This window comes from Planococcus sp. ANT_H30 (genome assembly GCF_008369335.1).
Taxonomy (GTDB): domain Bacteria; phylum Bacillota; class Bacilli; order Bacillales_A; family Planococcaceae; genus Planococcus; species Planococcus kocurii.
Map to the genome: position 1 here is coordinate 80,948 of NZ_VOBJ01000005.1, position 20,231 is coordinate 101,178.

The following is a 20,231-nucleotide window of genomic DNA, read 5'->3' on the forward strand; positions in this document are numbered from 1 at the left end:
AAGACGATTTCACAATATAATTTAAAAAAACTATTGCGGCAAAAGTAAAAAGGCAGAGAAATAGCTTCTCTGCCTTGATTTCATTATATATTTTGTTGTTTTTCAATAATAGTTGTTCGTTGTGACCAGACAACAAAGAGAACGGCTAACACGGCTAAGACTACGCCTAACGAAATCAATAGCGAACCAGTGAAACCTATGACAATGTACCCAATTGCAGCGATACCTGCAGCGGTTAACGCATACGGTATCTGAGTTAAGACATGGTCCATATGATTGCTTCCCGCTCCTGTCGAAGACAAGATCGTCGTATCGGAAATCGGTGAACAATGATCACCAAAAACCGCTCCTGCTAACACTGCTGATAACGCTGGCAATAATAAGGATGGGTCAGCCTCAATCATAATTGTACCGGCAATCGGTAATAAGATACCGAAAGACCCCCACGATGTTCCTGTAGAAAAAGCCATAACACCCGCTAACACAAACAGTAAAACGGGAAGAATAGCTGTCGGAACATTGCCTTCAGACACAACGCCTGCTAAATATGCACCCGTTTCAAGTAACCCGATCAAAGAAGTCAGCGACCAAGCAAAAATCAAGATTAGCACTGCACCCATCATTGATTTGATACCTGCCCAAATGCCTTTGCCAATCCAGCCCACATTAGCTGTTTCGTTCTTTTTCATTTGCATAACGTATAAGATAATGGACGTTAATGCGCCTAGCACACCACCTGTTAATAAGGAAGCTGGCACATCTGTATTTTCAAAAATCAACCAAATATCAAATACTTGATCTGCGTTCTGATAGCCCGTCCAAATCATTGCCCCTACTGTACCAACAATCAACAATAAAATTGGTAGTAATAAATCTCTAACATGTCCATGTGAATGAGTTGGAAAATCTTCTTTCATTTCACCTGGAATTGTTTTGTTAGGATCAAAAAGTTGTCCTTCCGTAATCGCAAGCACTTCATGTTTCTTCATTTCACCAAAATCAACATCACGAATAGCAACAAAAAAGACAATAGCTAGAGAAGCGACTACATAAAAGTTCATCGGTGCCATCCACAGGAAAGCTTCTAATGCGGAATATTCAACAAAAGTTTGTCCTGCTAAAATCGTCGCAATAATCCCAATAATTGCAGCTCCCCAACTTGATACGGGAGAAACGACACAAACAGGTGCAGCAGTCGAATCGATAAAGTACGCGAGCTTAGCGCGTGACACTTTATAACGATCAGTAATTGGACGTGCAACTTGTCCTACAGCTAAAGCATTGAAATAGTCATCGATGAAGATCACAATTCCAAGAACTACTGTTAGAACCTTCGCCCCTCTTCGCGACTTGATACGTGTGGAAGCCCATTCAGCGAAAGCATGGCTGCCTCCTGATAAACTAACGAATGCTGTAATAATGCCAAGCAACAACAAGAAAAGAATGATAAAGACGTTGTAAGCGTTGAAACCTTCATCCCAAAAAATAATCGTAAATGATGTTACAAGCTCTTGTAAGGCATCAAGTGGTGCAAACCATGTCAATATTACAGCTGCTGCTACAATACCGGTACCTAGCGACAATAGCACACGACGCGTTAAAAGTACCATAACGATTGCAATAATCGGCGGCAAAATCGAAAAAATCGTATTCTCCATAAAAACTCCTCCTAATTTTTGATGGGTTAAAAATGAGATAAAAAAAGCCGACCTCTCCAATTGGATAAAGTCAGCCTTCTACAATTCGTCTGTGCATTAGAACATCAAACAACCCTGTAGCTCCCCATTTAAGCTGTTGCTCAAATGACAGTGACATTCTTATTTAGAATGACCCCAATCCATCTTCTTAGACCTAGAAAATCGATTTCGGCAAAACTTCCTTTCAGATGCGTTCAACGCGGTCAAACTCGCGCATCTTACTGATCAGTCCTGCAGCCTCTACCCACCAATATATATTTCTTTATTAGCATAGCCCAAAATCACCATAAAATCAACTGCGTTTATATTCCGAATAGGCCTTCTACTTCAAGGCTTTGCTATGAAAATACTCGCTAAACACATCACGCAGAAACTCTGGCATAAAATATGTCTTAGCCGCTCTTTTCAAGCTTGGAAAAAAGTAGCCAAACGTTAACATGTCTAACGTAACCAATCGGTAAGTTTGATCGTGCACTGCTAGTTGCCCATTGATATAAAACCGGTGATTTATAATTTCCATATTCAAATGAATCATCTTGCCAAACACCGCGCCACGGAATCCCATTCCTTTTAACTCGAGCTGTGGCCATTCTGAGTTCAAAGACTGCAAATAAATCTCCTTTAACTCGGCTCCGCTTAGCTCGACAAGACAAGGGTTGATTGGATGAGGCAGCATTTGATGAAAGTTGTAGCGAGTCATCGCACCTTTTGCCATATCTTCCATAAATATTCCGGCATTAAATAACGCACAATCGGCTTCTGTAAATTCAATCAGCGCTTGTCCAAACAAAGTTGCCAGCTCTGAATCTTTAAACCACTCTGCTTTTAGCGTCTTGTCGCTATGAAAAACTAACTCGTTCATTTGTATTTTTCCCTGCTCGATTAGCCGTTCATCAAATCCTTCTTGTTCTTCGCGTAACCGAGACACTTCAACGAGTTGCGCAGTGGTTTTTTCAAATGCTTCTGCTACAGCAATATGACCAACGTAAACACCGAATTTTCCTGCAGCACCTAGCAAAGTGTCCCCTTGCCATTTGCCTTCATGAAAAACATGATGCGTATGTGCCCCCAAAATAATATTGATTTGTGGACAAAGATCCGCCAATAACTCGTCTTCTTTAATGCCAAGATGTGATAAGCAAATAATTAAATCCGTGTGTTCTTCAATTTCTTTTACTGCTTGAATAATAGATTCTTTGGCATCTGTAAGTCGCCAACCCAGTTTATGATAAAAAGGCGTAAACTCTGCGGTTGCACCCACTAATCCAATCCGTTTTCCGTTTGTTGTACGGATAATATGATAGGGCTTAGCCCATTGAGGTCGATTGCCACGCAAATCAAATAAATTTGACACCACCACTTTAAAATCGGCTTGAACATACAAATCAGCAAGCTCTTCTTTTGACAGTGTAATGCCTTCGTTATTGCCAATCGTCACAGCATCGTATTGCGCTTCGTTTAGTAATTGCACATTGCCTTTGCCTGCTGTGCCTTCTGTATAAGGATGCGAACGATCAACATGGTCACCAATATCTAAAATAAGACAGACGTCGCCTTCTTCTTCGTGCCATCTTTTTCGTTCAGCTAAAAACGATTTAATCTGTGGCCAATTTGTAAAATGGCTATGCAAATCATTTGTATGATAAATATGAATAGTTTCACTCATGAAAACACCTCTTTAAGAACTAAATATTCCTTCATAAATCGATCGCAACCCGAGAATCAAAAGGACAATACGCAAAATGGTCACCAGCATTTCCGAATTCAGGCGCTTGTTTAACTTCGCACCTATTTTCGCACCCATGTATGCACCTGGAACAACGGCTAGCGTATAAATCCATGGCACGTTTCCTAATGAGATATGGGTAACGGAGTTGACAAGTGCTGATAAAAACACCATAAACATAGACGTCCCAATGGCTACATGTGGTGGGAATAAGAACAATAAAATCATCGCAGGCACGATAATTGAGCCACCACCGATACCGAACAACCCTGAAGCCACTCCAACAAAAAAAGTTAATAACAAGGCAAACCAAATTGGATAACCATAAATATATTCTTTATTTTGATTGTCTATAAACGTTGTTTTACGACCGTTGTCCACGAACCAGCGAACCGCTTTGAGCCGGTCGCGCAACAGTAAAAGCAGCGATAGAAAAACGAGAAGAATTCCGAAATACAGATTGAATGACGGCAAATCCAAGTTTTTATTAACAAAAGCACCAATGATTGTACCGGGTGCACTTCCTGCAAAGAAAATAAGTCCGCTTTTATAATCGACTGTTCGAACTTTCATATAAGCTAAAGTTGAAGACAAGCCTGTGAAAATCATCATGATGACTGATAAGCCAACAATTTTCTGAGGCGAAAGGTCCGGAAAAAACGCAAAACTGGTGCCTAGAAAAAGTAAAGCTGGAACCAGTATAACGCCACCACCAAGCCCTATCAATGCACCCACTATGCCAGAAGCCACTCCGACAAGTGCCATAACGATAAAAACCATTAAAATCCTCCTTCAAATAAATCCATTTGCTTTGGTGAAAGCCCGTCAAATGATAAATCATTCATATTCTGGAACTCTTTAGCGTCACCTGCTGCATGGCCTCCTGAGTTATTATTAAAAATCACGTAGACCGTTTCTGCTGTTTGCGCCAATAGGTTTACAGCACGACTGATTTCGCCCAGTTCTTCTTTATTATAATCATAGAGATAACGAACTTCCCGCCAGTTTTGTCCATGCCCTGGATTTAGCCAGCCATGAACATTGCGACCGTGAATACGAAGTAGCACTTTGTCTGTTCTTGAAGAAATTGGAACCAGTGGAATTGAGCCATCTCCTGCCTGCGGTTCGTCACACACTGTGTGAATCAACTGATTATCCCGTAAGAAGTCCACGGTTTTTTCACTCATCCCATTGGCATACCAGGATTGATGACGAAATTCGATTGCCAGATCAAATTCTTTTAAACGCCCGGTAATCTCTCGAAGTTGATCGACATTGTCTTTTTGGCAATCAAACCACGGCGGAAACTGAAGCAGTACCATTGCCAGTTTCCCAGCTTCTTTTAATGGGCGAATGGATTTTTTAAACGCTTCAAACATGTCATCGCGTGAGTCAAATGGATTTTCTCCACGCAGATGTCCTGTCATTCCTTGATAAGCTTTTACTACAAACTGAAACGGCTCTGGCGTTTCTTCCATCCACTTCCGAATATTTTTTTCCGGCTGAACTGCATAAAAGGAGGAATCCAATTCTACAATTGGAAAATGAGCACTGTAATCGATCAATTTATCTGTTTTCTTTGAGCCAGGGCTATAGACATCTGGATGGTCTCCCCACCCCGTCAAACCTACATAAATCATCGTCCCGCCTCCATTTCTGGTTATTATTTTATGATAGCATAGAAAAAATAGAACGTCTTTTTTTAAAGGGAGTTTCTTTTGATCAATTGAGAGTTCAGGGAGAAAATATTATTTTAGGTTACTAAGATAGCCGTCTAGTTAGAAGTATTTTAATTCCACCGAATAGCATGGGAAGCAATTAAATCTTACAAGACACAAAAAGACTGTCACCAAAAGTCATATTTCATGACCTTTTGGGACAGCCCGTTAGTTATTCGTCTATTAACCGATCGAGCCTTCCATTTCGAACTTGATTAAACGGTTCATTTCTACCGCATATTCCATTGGAAGTTCTTTCGTGAATGGTTCGATAAAGCCCATTACGATCATTTCTGTTGCTTCTTGCTCAGAAACACCACGGCTCATCAAGTAGAACAATTGCTCTTCAGATACTTTTGAAACTTTCGCTTCGTGCTCCAAAGAAACGTTATCGTTTAAAATTTCGTTGTATGGAATTGTATCAGAAGTTGACTGGTTGTCCATAATTAACGTATCACATTCAATGTTTGAACGTGCGCCGTCCGCTTTACGTCCAAAATGAACGATTCCGCGATACGAAACTTTCCCGCCTTGTTTTGAAATTGATTTCGAAACAATTGATGAAGATGTATTTGGAGCCAAGTGAATCATTTTCGCTCCAGCGTCTTGATGCTGTCCTTTACCAGCGATTGCAATCGACAAAGTCATGCCGCGTGCGCCTTCACCTTTCAAGTAAATAGCTGGGTATTTCATTGTCAATTTCGAACCGATGTTGCCATCAATCCATTCCATTGTTCCGTTCGCGTCAACAAATGCACGCTTTGTTACAAGGTTAAAGACATTGTTTGCCCAGTTTTGAATTGTCGTATAACGGCAATAAGCATCTTTTTTCACAATAATTTCAACAACAGCAGAGTGAAGTGAATTCGTTGTGTAAACAGGAGCTGTACAGCCCTCTACATAATGAACGCTTGCGCCTTCATCAACGATAATTAATGTACGCTCAAATTGGCCCATGTTTTCCGAGTTGATACGGAAATAAGCTTGAAGTGGAGATTCTACTTTAATGCCTTTTGGCACGTAAATAAATGATCCACCAGACCAAACTGCCGTATTCAACGCTGCAAACTTATTATCTGCTGCTGGAATTACTGACTGCCAATATTCTTTGAAAAGGTCTTCGTTTTCACGAAGAGCAGAACCGGTATCTTTAAAGATAATCCCCATGTCTTCCAATTCAACTTTCATGTTGTGGTAAACAACTTCAGATTCGTACTGAGCCGAAACACCAGCCAAATACTTTTGCTCTGCTTCTGGAATACCTAATTTATCGAATGTGCGTTTGATTTCTTCAGGAACTTCATCCCATGAAGTTTGGCTCGCTTCTGATGGTTTTACGTAATACGTAATTTCATCAAAGTTTAGTGAACCTAAATCGCCGCCCCATTGTGGCATTGGCATTGAATAAAACAATTTTAATGCTTTCAGACGGGATTTTAACATCCATTCTGGCTCATCTTTAATTTTTGAAATTTCTCTTACAATATCTTCAGTCAGGCCACGTTTAGATCTAAAAACTGATACATCTTTGTCGTGGAACCCATATTTATAATCACCGATTTCCGGCATTTTTTTCGCCATCGTCGTTCCTCCGTTCTATATTACGATTTTTCTTCGTTTTGCACGCCTTTTTCCATGGCTTTCCATGCCAAAGTCGCACATTTGATACGGGCTGGAAACTGAGAGACGCCTTGCAATGCTTCAATGTCACCAAGATCAATCGAATCATCGTACTCTTTGCCAAGCATCATATCTGAAAAAATGCTGGAAAGTTTTAATGCCGTATCAATTTCTTGCCCTTTGACAGCTTGCGTCATCATTGAAGCAGAAGCCATTGAAATCGAACATCCTTCACCGTCAAACTTCGCATCTTTGACAATGCCGTCTTCGACCTGCAAAGTCAATTGGATGCGATCTCCACAGGTCGGATTGTTCATTTCAATACTAACGCTATCATTTTCAAGCGTTCCTTTGTTGCGGGGCGTTTTATAATGGTCCATAATAACACGTCGGTATAATTGATCTAAATTATTAGAAGACATCGTTGAAATACTCCTTTGCCGAACGCAGACCTTCTACCAAACGGTCAACATCTGACTCGCTATTGTATAAGTAGAAGCTCGCGCGTGCTGTAGCTGAAACTTCCAGCCATTTCATTAAAGGTTGCGCACAGTGATGACCAGCGCGCACCGCAATGCCGCTCATGTCAAGAACAGTTGCAACATCATGTGGGTGAACATCATTCAGATTGAATGTGACAATCCCTGCCCGTTTTTGTGGATCAGTTGGACCGTAAATAGCCAATCCTTCAATCAAGCTCATTTTTTCCATTGCGTAAGCAGCCATTTGATGTTCATGCTTTTCAATTTCATCTAAGCCGATTTCATTGAGAAAATCGATTGCCGCACCTAGTCCAACAGCACCTGCAATAATGGGTGTACCGCCTTCAAATTTCCAAGGCAACTCTTTCCATGTCGAATCGTATAACCCAACGAAATCGATCATTTCTCCACCAAATTCGACCGGTTCCATATTATTTAATAACTCTTTCTTGCCGTAAAGAACGCCAATTCCAGTAGGGCCACACATTTTATGACCCGAAAATGCAAAGAAATCACAGTCAAGTTGCTGAACATCTATTTTCAAATGCGGCGCTGCTTGAGCACCATCAACAACCATCACTGCACCATTTTCATGAGCAATCTGTGCAACTTCTTTCACTGGATTCATCGTGCCAAGAACATTCGAAACATAAACCATCGAAACGATTTTAGTTCGCTCTGTTACAACTGCACGGACCTGCTCCAAGGAAATCGTGCCATCTTTTTCAAGTTCAACGTATTTTAAAATGGCGCCGCGTTCTTTAGCCAATTGCTGCCATGGAATAATATTAGAATGGTGTTCCATATAAGTAATGACAATTTCATCGCCTTCTTGGACATTGGCTCTTCCGTAGCTTTGCGCAATGAGGTTCATGGCAGTTGTCGTTCCTCGCAGGAAAATAATTTCTTCCATCGAATTAGCGTTGATGAATTTCCGGACTTTTTCGCGTGCGCCTTCATAGTGTTCGGTTGCGCGATTCCCGAGTGTGTGAACGCCTCGGTGCACGTTGGCATTATCCAATTCATAATAATTTTTTAATGCTTCAATTACTTGAACCGGCTTTTGTGAAGTAGCAGCACTATCCAGATAAATCAGTGGGTGACCATTTATTTCTTGGTTGAGTATTGGAAAATAGCTTTTTATCTCTTGGTTGATCATTAGCGGACTTTCCTTTCGATAACCTCCGTCAATTGCTTTTTAACGCCTTCGATTGGCAATACACGGACAACCGGTGCCAAGAAACCGTGAATAACAAGACGTTCAGCTTCCTGTTTTGTAATACCGCGGCTCATCAAGTAATACAATTGAAGCGGATCTACGCGTCCAACTGATGCCGCATGTCCTGCTGTTACATCGTCTTCGTCGATTAACAGAATCGGGTTAGCGTCGCCACGTGCTTTTTCACTTAACATCAATACACGTGATTCCTGTACTGCGTTAGATCTTGTCGCACCGTGTTCGATTTTACCAATGCCGTTAAAGATAGCAGAAGATGAGTCTTTCATAACGCCATGCTTCAGAATAAAGCCTTCTGAATCTTTGCCCCAATGAACAACTTGCGTTGTAAAGTTTTGTTTTTGCGATCCTCGTCCAACGACTACACTTTTCGTATCACCAAAAGAATTATCGCCGATCAAGTGCGTTGTGTTTTCAGAAATTGTATCGCTATCATTCATCATGCCTAAAGCCCATTCAATACGTGCATCACGTGCTACAACACCGCGACGGTTTACATACGTAATAAAGCCTTCTGCTAATGTGTCTACAGCGCCGTACGTAATTTGTGCGTTATCTTCAGCAAAAACTTCTGACACGATGTTTGCCAAGCCGTTCGCATGTGGAACTGTTGAGTAATAGTTTTCCACATAAGTTACTTTACTGCTTGTATCTGCAACAACGATAACGTGGTTAAACAATGACGCTTCTGCATCATCATGATAGAAAACTACCTGTACAGGTTCTTCTACAACAACGTTTTTCGGAACATAAAGGAATGCTCCGCCGTTCATCAATGCAGCATTTAACGCTGTCAATTTATGCTCGTCCGTTTTCACGCCTTTAGTCATAAAGTATTTCTTAACCAAATCGCCATGTTCACGTAGAGCTGTAAAAATATCCGTCAAAATAACACCTTGTGCCGCAAGTTCATCAGAAACACGTGAAAATGCAGGTGTGTTGTTGTGTTGGATATAAAGGTTTTTTTGCTCTAAATCTACGATTGCTTTAACATCTTCTGTTAAATCTTCAAGTGAATCGAACTTTGCACTTTCAACCGTGTGTACTGGGAAATCTGTAAAGTTCCAGCTAAGAATTTTTGTTTTATCTGGTTTTGGCAATGGCAAGCTTTGCGCTTCCCCAAACGAACGAAGACGAAGCTCAGTAAACCATGAAGGTTCACCATTCATTTCTGAAAAAGAGCGCACATCCTGCTCGGTCATTTTTAAATTTGTTTCAACCGTCATGCTAGTCTCTCCCTTCAATTATGCTTGTCCTACAGTCTCGTCTTCAATGCCAAGTTCAGCTTTGATCCAGTCATATCCTTCAGACTCGAGTTTAAGAGAAAGTTCTTCTCCGCCTGATTTAACGACGCGGCCTTGCATCATAACGTGAACATGATCAGGCGTAATGTAGTTTAGTAGACGCTGATAGTGAGTGATAATCAGGCAACCAAAATTTTCGCTTCTCATTTGGTTAATGCCATCTGAAACAACTTTTAATGCATCAATATCAAGTCCAGAGTCAATTTCGTCTAGAACAGCGATTTTAGGTTTGATCATCATAAGTTGTAAAATTTCATTACGTTTCTTTTCTCCGCCTGAAAAACCTTCGTTCAAGTAACGTTGCGCCATTTCTTGTTCCATATCCAGAACTTCCATTTTGCTGTCTAGTTCACGAATAAATTTCATCAATGAAATTTCAGATCCTTCTTCGCGACGAGCGTTCATTGCAGAACGCATAAAGTCTGCGTTTGTTACGCCAGAAATTTCGCTTGGGTATTGCATTCCTAGGAAAAGACCTGCACGAGCGCGTTCGTCAACTTCCATCTCTAGAACGTCTTCGCCGTCAAGTGTAATTGTTCCTTGAGTTACTTCATATTTAGGATGACCCATAATAGCTGACGCTAGTGTTGATTTACCCGTACCGTTAGGCCCCATAATTGCGTGAATTTCACCTGTATTAATTGTTAAGTCTACACCCTTTAAAATCTCTTTGTCTTCGATTTTAACGTGTAAATCTTTAATGACCAAAGTTGACATGTAAATACCTCCATAAAGTTAATGTTGAATGGAAAACCATTCTTAATTAGTATCATTCTAATCTTAACTCATATTCACCTTACTAGCAAATCATTAAACTACTAAAAAAATGACGATAAAACAATTTAGATTGCTGCATTTATCACTTATTTGTAAAAGCCTAGTGTGACAACTGTCACACCTTCATATTTTCAATAAAAGAATCCTAATTGAGAAATTATATCAATAAAAAAGCCAGCATCCGAAGATACTGGCTTCATGTTGTTATATGCTCTGCTTAGTCTCGATGAACCTGCCGCTCGATCTGACTGGCTACTTTTTGGCCTAGCTGATAATCTTGTTCACGACGTTGTTCTACTTCGAGAATTTTGTCCGGGTCATTTTGATATTCGTCAATTCCGAAGCCATGCGCATTTCTAAATGCATGCTCCATTTTATCGGTCTTCTCAATGCCGTTCGATTCAATAATGAACCATTCCTTTCAATCTGTTGATTTAACGCTTACCTTTTACAGTATACCCGATAAAAGAGCAAATAAACACCAAAATAATCAAACTAATCTGAAAACAGATCTTTTGCCTTATACATAACTTCATCAAAAAGCCCTCTGACATTTAGTTGTCAAAGGGCTTTCTGCTTATTGTGAAACTTCGTTTTGAATACTAGAACCGGCTAACCCTTGCTCTGTTAGCAATTCATTTAACAACGTATCTGCTTCGGTGAACTTTTCGTCAGCTGCTTCAAAAGATGCATCTTTCGTTAATTCTTCCGCTTTTATTTCATAGGACTCACGAATAGCTGTGAATGCCGTTTCAATTTGTTCTTTTTGATTTTCTAATACCGCTGGAATTTCCAAGGTCTCAATAGCAGCAGCTGAATCTTTAGCAGAAACAATCGCTGCGTCTGTCATCGCTTTCAGCTCTTCACCTTCTGGTAATAGGTCTTCTGCTTTCATTTTTTCAAATGTGTTCAGATCTACATCAACTGCATTGATCGTATTTGAAATGGTCAGATAAAATCTCATCATGTCTTTCTTAACATCTTTGCTATCTTCTGAACTGGTAGTAGCTTCAGTTGACTCCGCTGATTGTTCTTCTCCACAGCCAGCCAATAATACCGCCGCTGATAAACCAATTGCCCATAATTTCTTCATGGTGTTTCCCCCTATTGTGTAATATCTTCGCTATAATAGCACAGAAATTATCAACAGAATAGACCTTTCAAAATAGCCATAATTGTTTGAATCGATCGACTATTGTAAACTTTTTTGACCATTTGTGAAACGGTCGACGATGTGTGCTAAAGCACCATCTCCGGTAACATTTGCTGCAGTACCAAAGCTATCTTGCGCCATATAAAGTGCGATCATTAATGCTACCATTGTTGCATCAAATCCTAGCATACTTTGCAGTAAACCAATCGCTGCCATAACAGCTCCACCTGGTACGCCTGGTGCTGCAATCATCGTAACACCCAACATTAAAATGAATGGAAAGAAGCTGCTAAATGTCGGCGCTCCACCTGTTAGTAATAATACGCCGATTGCACAGGACACTAATGTAATAGTACTGCCTGATAAATGGATAGTTGCAAACAATGGAACGGTAAAGTCTGTTACGCGTTCGTTAGCTCCCGACTTGCGTGCTTGACGCAATGTGACGGGGATGGTTGCTGCAGAAGACTGCGTTCCAAGTGCTGTAAAATAAGCAGGCATCATCGTTTTTAAAATCGATAATGGATTCTTCCCTTTTAATGCACCAGCTGCCGAATATTGCAGCAACAGCATTGTCCAGTGAAGTATGATAATCATCACAAAGACGACGGCAAACAACGACAAAATTTCAAATACCGCTCCGCCGTACGCCATATTGGCAAATATACCAAAAATATGAAACGGTAACAGAGGAATAATAATGTAAGAAATTGTTTTCTCAATAATTGCCTGAAATTCATCAAAAAACGATACCATTGTTTTGCTTCCTGTAGAAGCCATGCCAATACCTAGTAAAAAAGCCAAGATCAATGCGGACATAACACCAAAAACAGGTGCCATATCGAGTGCGATAAACGAAGTCGCTAAAGCATGCTCTGGATCTTCCATACTGCTTAAAGAACCCGCTTTCATAAAGTTAGGCAGAACTGTCGTTGCCACGAAGAATGCTAAGATTCCTGCCGCAATGGTGGAAGCGTATGCAACAACTGTAGCCATCCCCAATAGCTTACCAGAACCTTTCCCTAGTTTGGCAATTCCCGGTGCAATGAACCCAAGAATGATTAGCGGCACAACAAAGTTTAAAAAGTTACCGAAAATCGTTGTAAACGTCGCAAATACTCTCACTATTTCTTTTGGTGCTACTAACCCAATAAGTACCCCTAGAACGATTGCCACCACTATTCGAGGCAATAAACCAAAATTGAACTTCATGAACCTGTCCCCCTCATATGAACAAATGCTTCTTTTTTATTATTCAAAAATAGCACAAACCTCTCGCGAATGTAAGGTATACAAGAAAACGCGAAATCTTTTTATTATTTAGAAAATAATAAAAAGATGAGAAATGGCTGATGTCCATTCCGACGGACGCTTTCCGCGGGCACGGCCTCAGCCGGCTACGCCGTCTTCACCACATGCTGTTCTCGCAGGAGTCGCCGTCTCCATTCCCATCAGCCGTTCTGGAACAAAAAAGGATACAAAAAACCGTTCATTATTATTCGATGTACCAGCGTCCAACAGATACACACTGTTTTATTCAGCACCTGAAAACTAGCGGATTCCAGCCTGCCCATGCCAAAGACGGTCATCGCGGGCGCAGGTGGCAGCGAAGAGAATTACCTGTATGCGCTCGGGGATGAAAAAGAGCCACGATTCGACTTTCTCATTCCATAAAGTAACCAGCATTCGCCAGCCACTTTCAGGACCCTCTCCAACCAATCAAAAACAGACGGAGAAAAAGAAAATCTTTTTCTCCGTCTGTTTTATTTTAGGGGCTTATGAGACAGCTCCTTTTTTATTCAATCTACCGGTACTACTGAGCCGCCCCATTCTTCTAAAATAAAGTCTTGGATTTCCTGGGATTGTAATACTTCAACTAAAGCTTTCACATTTTCGTTATCTTCATCACCTGCACGCACGGTAATAATATTTACGTATGGCGAATCAGATAATTCTATTGCAATTGAATCTTCTAGAGGGCTGATGCCAGCATCAATCGCATAGTTGGAGTTGATCAAGACTGCATCTCCCTCACCTGATTCATATAATTGAACAAGTAAAGCTGCTTCATAGTCTGGCTCAAGCTGTAAATTTTTCGGATTTTCAACAATATCACTCACTTCAGCCGATGTTTTATCTACACCTTCTGCCAATGTGATTAAGCCTTCTACCTCAAGCAGCGATAAAATACGACCCTGCTCCGATACCGAGTTGCTCATCAAAATGGTTGCATCCTGTGGTAGTTCATCAAGAGAAGCATATTTTTGTGAATAAACACCGATTGGTTCAATGTGAATCCCTCCAGCATTTTCAAACTCATAACCATTATCAGCTATTTGAGTTTCTAAGTAAGGAATAGTTTGGAAATAGTTGGCATCAATTTCACCAGACTCTAAATCTTTGTTTGGCAAAATATAGTCTTGATACGTTTCAACTTCAAGTTCAATTCCTTGCTCTTCTAAAAGGGGCTTCGCTTGTTCTAAAATTTCAGCATGCGGTACGTTAGAAGCGCCTATGCGTAATGTCTTAGACTCTTCTTCACTTGCTCCACCATTTCCACATCCTGCGAGTACCAATGCCGTTAACGCTGTTCCTACTACAAATTTCTTCATCTCAATCTCTCCCTTATGTGTTGTTTTATAGAACGGAAAATCCGTTTTTACCGTTTGTCTGCTTTTATCGTGACCCAATCACCAATGTATTGAATGATAAAGACAATGATTAAGATTAAGATTGTTGCCATCAATGTAACGTCTTCACGACTGCGTTGAAAGCCGTCGAGGAAAGCAAGTGTACCAAGACCACCTGCGCCGATAATGCCGGCCATTGCTGTATAGCCGACCAATGCAATCGCCGTGACCGTAATGCCGGATATTAATGCCGGTTTTGATTCGGGCAATAACACTTTCCAAATGACGGTGCCGGTTGTTGCACCCATTGAACGAGCCGCCTCGATCACACCTTTATCAATTTCTTTTAGCGCAATTAGCACCATTCGTGCATAGAATGGAGCTGAACCGATGATTAATGCCGGTAAAGCCGCATTCGGTCCGCGAATCGATCCCATCAAGAACAAAGTGACAGGAATCAATAAAATGATCAAGATGATAAAAGGAATTGAACGGAAAATATTGACGAATGCGCCAGTCAGCCAATTAACGAGTTTGTTTGCCCACAATTGTTTCGGTGCTGTTAAGAACAAGATAATACCAAGTGCTAAACCAATAACAAATGTAAATACAGTTGATAATGCGGTCATGTAAAGTGTTTCAAGAGTAGCTTCCCACATGCTGTCCCACTTTACATTTGGAAATAACGATTCAATCATTGTCCATCACCTCCGCTTGAATATCTTCTGAGCGAAGAAATACCAGTGCTTCTTCAATTTCTGCTTGAGATCCTTTAAGCTGTAAGATCAAGGTGCCGTATGCGCCACGCTGCGTATGTGAGATATTGCCTTGAACAATATTCACTTCCACGGCATGACTGCGAATCAATTTAGTTAAAATGGGTTGTTCGGTTTGATCGCCAACAAAAACCAATTTCACCAATTCGCCAGTTGGGTATAATTCCCGCAGGTTTTTGATGGTTTCCTGTGAATCTCCACTGTCGGCTACTTGCGCAACAAAGCGTTTCGTGATTGCCTCTTTCGGTGATTGGAACACATGTAAAACGTCGCCAAGTTCTACAACTCGTCCGCCTTCCATTACAGCCACACGGTGGCAAATTTTCCGGATGACGTGCATTTCATGAGTAATCAGTACAATTGTCAATCCCAATCGCTTATTGATGTCTACTAACAAGTCAAGAATGGCATCTGTTGTTTCTGGATCGAGTGCTGATGTCGCTTCGTCACACAACAAGACTTCTGGGTCATTTGCTAATGCCCGGGCAATACCGACGCGTTGTTTTTGTCCTCCTGATAGCTCAGAAGGATAGGCGTTTTCACGACCCGTTAATCCGACTAATTCAATTAACTCCTGTACACGATTTCCGCGTTGTGCTTTTGCCACTCCGGCAATTTCTAGCGGAAATTCAATATTTTCTCTCACTGTACGAGACCATAGTAGATTAAAATGTTGGAAAATCATACTGACTTTCTGACGTGCCTTGCGTAATTCTCCGCCTTTAATCGCTGTGATAATTTGTCCATTAATCTCTACAGTTCCTGACGTTGGTTTTTCTAACCCATTCAACAATCGGATTAAGGTACTTTTACCTGCTCCACTATAACCAATAATACCGAATATCTCTCCATCAGAAATGGATAAGTCCACTTGATCCACAGCTGTTAAAATCGCCTTGCCTGTATCGAATTTTTTTGTCACTTGCTTTAACTCAATCATTCTTCCAACACTCCTAAATCTTAAAAATAAAAAACCCTTCCGCGCATAACTGAGCAGAAGGGCAAACGTATAGTATACGGAAACCAATCTCTCATCGTCCAAAGCTTTCGCTTTGTGTGATTTGGCACCATTTCATTTTCATGACGGTTGCCGGGCTTCATAGGGCACTTCCCTCCACCACTCGTAATAAGAGTTTTGATATGAAATTTTTGAAAAACTTAAGGACTGTATTCTATTTGACTCTTCGCTTGTTGTCTAGATTTCAGACAAGCAATTGGTTTTTTATCAGAAGACTAATTTACCATGACCGGCTGTATTCGTCAACAGGTTTTAACTTACTATACAAGTATGGCACTGATTGAAAAGCATAGATTTTCTCTTTTAGTTTGCCACCTTCTGTTATAAGTAAGCACGGTACACTCTCCACTTCGTAGAGATCCGCTATTTCTTGAACGTAATTTAAATTTGCTTTGCCCATTGGAAGATCCGGTAACAATTCGGTGACAACTGATAGCATCTTAGACGCAACCTGGCAAGTTCCACACATTGGCGCGTACAAATAATAAGCCGTTGATTTATTCGTATTCTTTTCTTTGATCCATTCTTTGTGCGTCCATTCATTCATTTTCTTCATCCCTCTGTTAATAGCTTATTTACCTGGATATTCGCTGTGATGAGCACATCCATCAAGATCCGGAGCGGTGTTGCTGCAACTTCTTTATAATTTCGGTTAATGTAAAAATGACGAGCTTCAGGAAATTCACGCTTGACGAGTTTCCTCAGTTTTTCTCCTGAAGAGTCTGCATCTACTAGTATGATCATATCCTGGCCTTCGTACGGTAATAGTAACTCTTCCAGTCTCGATGCACTTACTGTACCATTTGTACAAAGAATCGTCACGGGTTCTGCAATGAGTGGTGCAATCCTTGACTTATCACTGAGCCCTTCGACAACAATCACCTTTCCCATAACACTCACCCCATCAAATATAAAATAAGAAAAGTTCTAAGACTTAGCGGTAAAAGAAAACTTTCGTTTTATTGCGATAAAGCTCTTTATATAAGTCGAACTAATGATTTCCACTTGTTGATATTCCGTAAAACAGCAGTGCTTTCGAGCTCACAGGATGTGGATCATGCAACCCGTTCCTTTGCTGAGCACAAAGCAGTATAGAAAAGTCGGTTTCTTTTACCAACTTATCTAGTTTTAAAATACCAATAGAACAGGCTGACGTCCATTTCCATGACTTATGCGAACTGCTGACAACACTTATCGGTCATAAAAAAAAGCGCCAAGATAGGCGCTTTTCAGTAATTACTCGTTGGTCATTTCTTTGTATTCGTCTGCTGTCATCAATGCATTAACTTCTTCTTCAGAAGGGGCTTCGATTACAACCATCCAAGCCTGCTCGTAAGGAGACTCGTTCACAAATTCTGGGCTATCTTCAAGTTCAGAGTTAACCTCGATTACTTTTCCGCTAATTGGCGCATACAATTCTGAAACCGTTTTAACGGATTCAACACTGCCGAAAGGCTGATCTTTTTTTAGCTCGTCTCCAACTTGTGGAAGTTCAACAAAAACGATATCCCCTAGTTCCGCTTGTGCGAAATGAGTGATACCGATACGTGCATTGCCATCTTCGGTTTTAACCCATTCATGTTCTTTTGAATAACGAAGTTCTGCTGGTGTGCTCATCTTGACCCCTCCAAATTATGTAGTTCATTCACATTCAGTTTGACATAAACAGCCGCGAAATACAAGATGGTGCTACTCGCTTACAACCAGCTATTTTGATAATCTGCTTCTTTAAAGCCAAGTGTCACTTTTTCACCATCCCAAGCCAAGGGACGCTTGATCAGCATGCCATCAGAAGCAAGTAGTTCCAATTGCTGGTCTTCGCTCATAGTCGATAACTTATCTTTTAAACTAAGTGAGCGATAAACCAAACCACTCGTATTAAAAAACTTCTTCAATTCTAAACCACTCGCTTGATACATTTGAGCTAATTGTTCTTTAGTTGGTGGGTTTTCCGCAATGTGTATTTCATTGAATTCCACTTTGTTTTGTTCTAGCCAACTTTTTCCTTTACGGCAAGTCATGCATTTTGGATATGCGTAATAAGTAATCACCTTAAAACCTCCCTTTTTTCTAAGCTTACCAAAGAGAAGCCTTGTGGTCGATGAATAAAAACAGGCAACCCCCAAATTAACGGAGTTGCCTGTTTCATAAAACTTCTTACACGACGTATTTCTCTACATCAATTAGCTTAACAGCAGCTTCGCGTTTTTTCGCAATAACGTTATAAGGAGTTGAACGCGTTAATTTGCGCAACGCTGAAAGCATCATGCGTTGGTTATCGCCTTCAATAGCCGCGATCAATGTTTCTTTCGCATCTCGCTCGATTTGATCAAACGCTTCTTGACAATAAATTTGTGTATACAACAGTTTTTGTTTTGCTTTTTCTTCACCTGAAGCGGCAATTGCTTTTTCAGTACGCAACACGACAGATTCCATCGCAAAGACGTTGCTGACGATATCGGCAATGTTCACTAGCACTTCTTGTTCGGCCTCTAGTTTTGTGCCGTATGTTTGTGCCGCTAGTCCCGCTGCGAGCAATGCAATTTTCTTCGCGTTTTTTACCAAGTATTTTTCTTGGTCTAATGCATCTGTCCCTACTTCTTCAGGCATCATCATTAACAGCTCTTCTTGTAACTTTTGAGCGTGTTGCAATAACGGCAATTCACCTTTCATTGCTTTACGCAACAACGTACCTGGTACGAGTAACCGGTTGATTTCGTTGGTGCCTTCGAAAATACGGTTAATGCGTGAATCGCGGTAAATGCGCTCAATTTCATATTCTTGCATAAAGCCGTAACCACCATGCAATTGAACGCCTTCATCGACGATATAATCTAACGTTTCTGTACCGAAAAATTTATTTAACGAACATTCTACCGCAAATTCAGCAATTGAATCTGCCACTAGCTTGCCGTCTGCTTGTTGCTCGTCTGTAAACCCGCTCATTCGGTCTTCAAAAAGGCCAACAGTACGGTAAACAGAACTTTCAACTGCATACAATTTAGAAGCCATTGTCGCCAATTTTTCGCGCGTCAAGTTGAAAGACGAGATTGGTGTTTTAAACTGCTGACGTTGGTTCGTATACGGAATTGTCAATTCCATCGCACGTTTCGAGGCACCAATTGTACCTACCCCTAATTTATAACGACCAATGTTCAAAATGTTAAACGCGATAATATGGCCACGTCCTGCTTCGCCCAAAAGATTTTCCACAGGAACTTCAGCGTCTTCAAGAATTAACGTACGTGTTGAAGACGATTTGATACCCATTTTCTTTTCTTCAGGCCCAACAGAAACACCTGGGAATTCACGTTCAACGATAAACGCAGAGAATTTGTCTCCGTCAATTTTTGCATATACAACAAAGACATCCGCAAATCCAGCATTGGTGATCCATTGTTTTTCACCATTCAAGACGTAATGCGTACCCGCTTCATTTAATTTTGCTACTGTTTTCGCGCCTAATGCGTCAGACCCTGAACTTGGTTCTGTTAATGCGTAAGCTGCAATCATTTCGCCAGTTGCTAAACGCGACAAATAGCTTTGTTTTTGCTCTTCGTTACCAAAAAGAACGATTGGCAATGAACCAATTCCTACGTGGGCTCCGTGAGTAATTGAGAAACCACCTGCTTTGGACATTTTTTCAGCAATTAGGGCCGAAGCAATTTTGTCTAATCCCAGACCGCCGTATTGTTCAGGAACATCAGCACCTAGAAGGCCAAGCTCACCTGCTGTTTTTAAAAGACGAACCGAATGCTCAAATTCATGGTTTTCTAACTTTTCAACAACTGGCATTACTTCAGTGTTGACGTAATCTTCTGTTGATTTAGCGATCATTTTTTGCTCTTCAGTAAAATCTTCCGGCGTGAACACACGCGACAGGTCTGCATCTTCGATTAAAAAGCTTCCGCCTTTGATCAATGTTTTTTCTTGTTCCATGATGAATTCCTCCTAGTTTTTACTTGCTTATAGTGTTATAGGTTGAAGAATTCGCTTCAGGCGGACGCTTTCCTGGGGGCCGGCTGAAGCCGCTTCCCTCGCTTTGCTCAGTCCAGGGTCTTCACCTCGGCCTGATCCCCAAGGAGTCGCCGCC

Annotated in this window: 20 protein-coding genes and 2 riboswitches; all 20 genes read right to left on the minus strand. The window is 40.9% G+C overall.

The features are described from left to right. Nucleotides 1-83: 83 nt before the first annotated feature. Nucleotides 84-1,658, minus strand: a complete 1,575-nt coding sequence (locus FQ085_RS11900) for a Na+/H+ antiporter NhaC family protein (RefSeq protein WP_149456699.1) — start codon at nt 1,656-1,658, stop codon at nt 84-86. A gap of 109 nt (nt 1,659-1,767) precedes the next feature. Next, nucleotides 1,768-1,948: riboswitch (Lysine riboswitch) on the minus strand. A 71-nt stretch (nt 1,949-2,019) separates the two neighbouring features. Further along, on the minus strand, nt 2,020-3,363 hold the full coding sequence (locus FQ085_RS11905) for a bifunctional metallophosphatase/5'-nucleotidase (protein ID WP_058385868.1): 1,344 nt from the start codon (nt 3,361-3,363) through the stop codon (nt 2,020-2,022). Between the two features lie 12 nt (nt 3,364-3,375). Next, the gene (locus FQ085_RS11910) at nt 3,376-4,203 is read right to left on the minus strand and encodes a sulfite exporter TauE/SafE family protein (protein ID WP_058385869.1); all 828 of its coding nucleotides are present in this window, start codon (nt 4,201-4,203) and stop codon (nt 3,376-3,378) included. Beyond that, a complete protein-coding gene (locus FQ085_RS11915) occupies nt 4,203-5,063 on the minus strand; it encodes a DUF72 domain-containing protein (RefSeq protein WP_058385870.1) in 861 nt (286 codons plus the stop codon). The genes FQ085_RS11910 and FQ085_RS11915 overlap by 1 nt, the downstream gene beginning before the upstream one ends. Before the next feature lie 261 nt (nt 5,064-5,324). Next, nucleotides 5,325-6,722 carry a Fe-S cluster assembly protein SufB gene (gene sufB, locus FQ085_RS11920; RefSeq protein ID WP_058385871.1) on the minus strand — a complete coding sequence of 466 codons (1,398 nt, stop codon included), beginning with the start codon at nt 6,720-6,722 and terminating at the stop codon, nt 5,325-5,327. Between the two features lie 20 nt (nt 6,723-6,742). Then, the gene (gene sufU, locus FQ085_RS11925) at nt 6,743-7,183 is read right to left on the minus strand and encodes a Fe-S cluster assembly sulfur transfer protein SufU (RefSeq protein ID WP_058385872.1); all 441 of its coding nucleotides are present in this window, start codon (nt 7,181-7,183) and stop codon (nt 6,743-6,745) included. Then, the gene (locus FQ085_RS11930; RefSeq protein WP_078080245.1) at nt 7,173-8,402 is read right to left on the minus strand and encodes a cysteine desulfurase; all 1,230 of its coding nucleotides are present in this window, start codon (nt 8,400-8,402) and stop codon (nt 7,173-7,175) included. The genes sufU and FQ085_RS11930 overlap by 11 nt, the downstream gene beginning before the upstream one ends. Further along, entirely contained in the window at nt 8,402-9,706 is a 1,305-nt protein-coding gene (sufD, locus tag FQ085_RS11935) for a Fe-S cluster assembly protein SufD (RefSeq protein ID WP_149456700.1), read from the minus strand. The genes FQ085_RS11930 and sufD overlap by 1 nt, the downstream gene beginning before the upstream one ends. Before the next feature lie 18 nt (nt 9,707-9,724). Beyond that, the gene (gene sufC / locus FQ085_RS11940; RefSeq protein WP_281251063.1) at nt 9,725-10,507 is read right to left on the minus strand and encodes a Fe-S cluster assembly ATPase SufC; all 783 of its coding nucleotides are present in this window, start codon (nt 10,505-10,507) and stop codon (nt 9,725-9,727) included. 271 nt (nt 10,508-10,778) lie between these two features. Further along, entirely contained in the window at nt 10,779-10,934 is a 156-nt protein-coding gene (locus tag FQ085_RS18090; RefSeq protein ID WP_169793157.1) for a YuzK family famiily protein, read from the minus strand. A gap of 204 nt (nt 10,935-11,138) precedes the next feature. Beyond that, complete coding sequence (locus tag FQ085_RS11945) at nt 11,139-11,654, minus strand: hypothetical protein (RefSeq protein ID WP_058385876.1); 516 nt, start codon at nt 11,652-11,654, stop codon at nt 11,139-11,141. A gap of 99 nt (nt 11,655-11,753) precedes the next feature. Further along, on the minus strand, nt 11,754-12,926 hold the full coding sequence (locus tag FQ085_RS11950) for a dicarboxylate/amino acid:cation symporter (protein ID WP_058385877.1): 1,173 nt from the start codon (nt 12,924-12,926) through the stop codon (nt 11,754-11,756). Nucleotides 12,927-13,513: 587 nt separating this feature from the next. Beyond that, nucleotides 13,514-14,326, minus strand: a complete 813-nt coding sequence (locus FQ085_RS11955) for a MetQ/NlpA family ABC transporter substrate-binding protein (protein ID WP_149456701.1) — start codon at nt 14,324-14,326, stop codon at nt 13,514-13,516. 47 nt (nt 14,327-14,373) lie between these two features. Beyond that, nucleotides 14,374-15,042 carry a methionine ABC transporter permease gene (locus FQ085_RS11960; protein WP_149456702.1) on the minus strand — a complete coding sequence of 223 codons (669 nt, stop codon included), beginning with the start codon at nt 15,040-15,042 and terminating at the stop codon, nt 14,374-14,376. Then, a complete protein-coding gene (locus tag FQ085_RS11965) occupies nt 15,035-16,060 on the minus strand; it encodes a methionine ABC transporter ATP-binding protein (RefSeq protein WP_058385880.1) in 1,026 nt (341 codons plus the stop codon). Before FQ085_RS11965 ends, FQ085_RS11960 begins: the two co-directional genes overlap by 8 nt. 88 nt (nt 16,061-16,148) lie before the next feature. Beyond that, nucleotides 16,149-16,253, minus strand: a riboswitch (SAM riboswitch). A gap of 105 nt (nt 16,254-16,358) precedes the next feature. Further along, nucleotides 16,359-16,685, minus strand: a complete 327-nt coding sequence (locus tag FQ085_RS11970; RefSeq protein ID WP_058385881.1) for a thioredoxin family protein — start codon at nt 16,683-16,685, stop codon at nt 16,359-16,361. Nucleotides 16,686-16,690: 5 nt separating this feature from the next. Further along, the gene (locus FQ085_RS11975; RefSeq protein ID WP_058385882.1) at nt 16,691-17,029 is read right to left on the minus strand and encodes a ribonuclease M5; all 339 of its coding nucleotides are present in this window, start codon (nt 17,027-17,029) and stop codon (nt 16,691-16,693) included. 345 nt (nt 17,030-17,374) lie between these two features. Continuing rightward, nucleotides 17,375-17,755: a glycine cleavage system protein GcvH gene (gene gcvH, locus FQ085_RS11980; protein WP_058385883.1), complete on the minus strand. Its 381-nt coding sequence runs from the start codon at nt 17,753-17,755 to the stop codon at nt 17,375-17,377. 80 nt (nt 17,756-17,835) lie between these two features. Next, nucleotides 17,836-18,189 (minus strand): arsenate reductase family protein, encoded by a 354-nt coding sequence (locus FQ085_RS11985; protein WP_149456703.1) that lies wholly within the window; start codon nt 18,187-18,189, stop codon nt 17,836-17,838. A 106-nt stretch (nt 18,190-18,295) separates the two neighbouring features. Then, nucleotides 18,296-20,077 (minus strand): acyl-CoA dehydrogenase family protein, encoded by a 1,782-nt coding sequence (locus tag FQ085_RS11990; protein ID WP_149456704.1) that lies wholly within the window; start codon nt 20,075-20,077, stop codon nt 18,296-18,298. Between the last annotated feature and the right edge of the window lie 154 nt (nt 20,078-20,231).

Coding starts and splice junctions, on each gene's coding strand:
- FQ085_RS11900 (WP_149456699.1), bottom strand. CDS start 1,658: ATGGAGAATACGATTTTTTCGATTTTGCCGCCGATTATTGCAATCGTT.
- FQ085_RS11905 (WP_058385868.1), bottom strand. CDS start 3,363: ATGAGTGAAACTATTCATATTTATCATACAAATGATTTGCATAGCCAT.
- FQ085_RS11910 (WP_058385869.1), bottom strand. CDS start 4,203: ATGGTTTTTATCGTTATGGCACTTGTCGGAGTGGCTTCTGGCATAGTG.
- FQ085_RS11915 (WP_058385870.1), bottom strand. CDS start 5,063: ATGATTTATGTAGGTTTGACGGGGTGGGGAGACCATCCAGATGTCTAT.
- sufB (WP_058385871.1), bottom strand. CDS start 6,722: ATGGCGAAAAAAATGCCGGAAATCGGTGATTATAAATATGGGTTCCAC.
- sufU (WP_058385872.1), bottom strand. CDS start 7,183: ATGTCTTCTAATAATTTAGATCAATTATACCGACGTGTTATTATGGAC.
- FQ085_RS11930 (WP_078080245.1), bottom strand. CDS start 8,402: ATGATCAACCAAGAGATAAAAAGCTATTTTCCAATACTCAACCAAGAA.
- sufD (WP_149456700.1), bottom strand. CDS start 9,706: ATGACGGTTGAAACAAATTTAAAAATGACCGAGCAGGATGTGCGCTCT.
- FQ085_RS18090 (WP_169793157.1), bottom strand. CDS start 10,934: ATGGAGCATGCATTTAGAAATGCGCATGGCTTCGGAATTGACGAATAT.
- FQ085_RS11945 (WP_058385876.1), bottom strand. CDS start 11,654: ATGAAGAAATTATGGGCAATTGGTTTATCAGCGGCGGTATTATTGGCT.
- FQ085_RS11950 (WP_058385877.1), bottom strand. CDS start 12,926: ATGAAGTTCAATTTTGGTTTATTGCCTCGAATAGTGGTGGCAATCGTT.
- FQ085_RS11955 (WP_149456701.1), bottom strand. CDS start 14,326: ATGAAGAAATTTGTAGTAGGAACAGCGTTAACGGCATTGGTACTCGCA.
- FQ085_RS11960 (WP_149456702.1), bottom strand. CDS start 15,042: ATGATTGAATCGTTATTTCCAAATGTAAAGTGGGACAGCATGTGGGAA.
- FQ085_RS11965 (WP_058385880.1), bottom strand. CDS start 16,060: ATGATTGAGTTAAAGCAAGTGACAAAAAAATTCGATACAGGCAAGGCG.
- FQ085_RS11970 (WP_058385881.1), bottom strand. CDS start 16,685: ATGAATGAATGGACGCACAAAGAATGGATCAAAGAAAAGAATACGAAT.
- FQ085_RS11975 (WP_058385882.1), bottom strand. CDS start 17,029: ATGGGAAAGGTGATTGTTGTCGAAGGGCTCAGTGATAAGTCAAGGATT.
- gcvH (WP_058385883.1), bottom strand. CDS start 17,755: ATGAGCACACCAGCAGAACTTCGTTATTCAAAAGAACATGAATGGGTT.
- FQ085_RS11990 (WP_149456704.1), bottom strand. CDS start 20,077: ATGGAACAAGAAAAAACATTGATCAAAGGCGGAAGCTTTTTAATCGAA.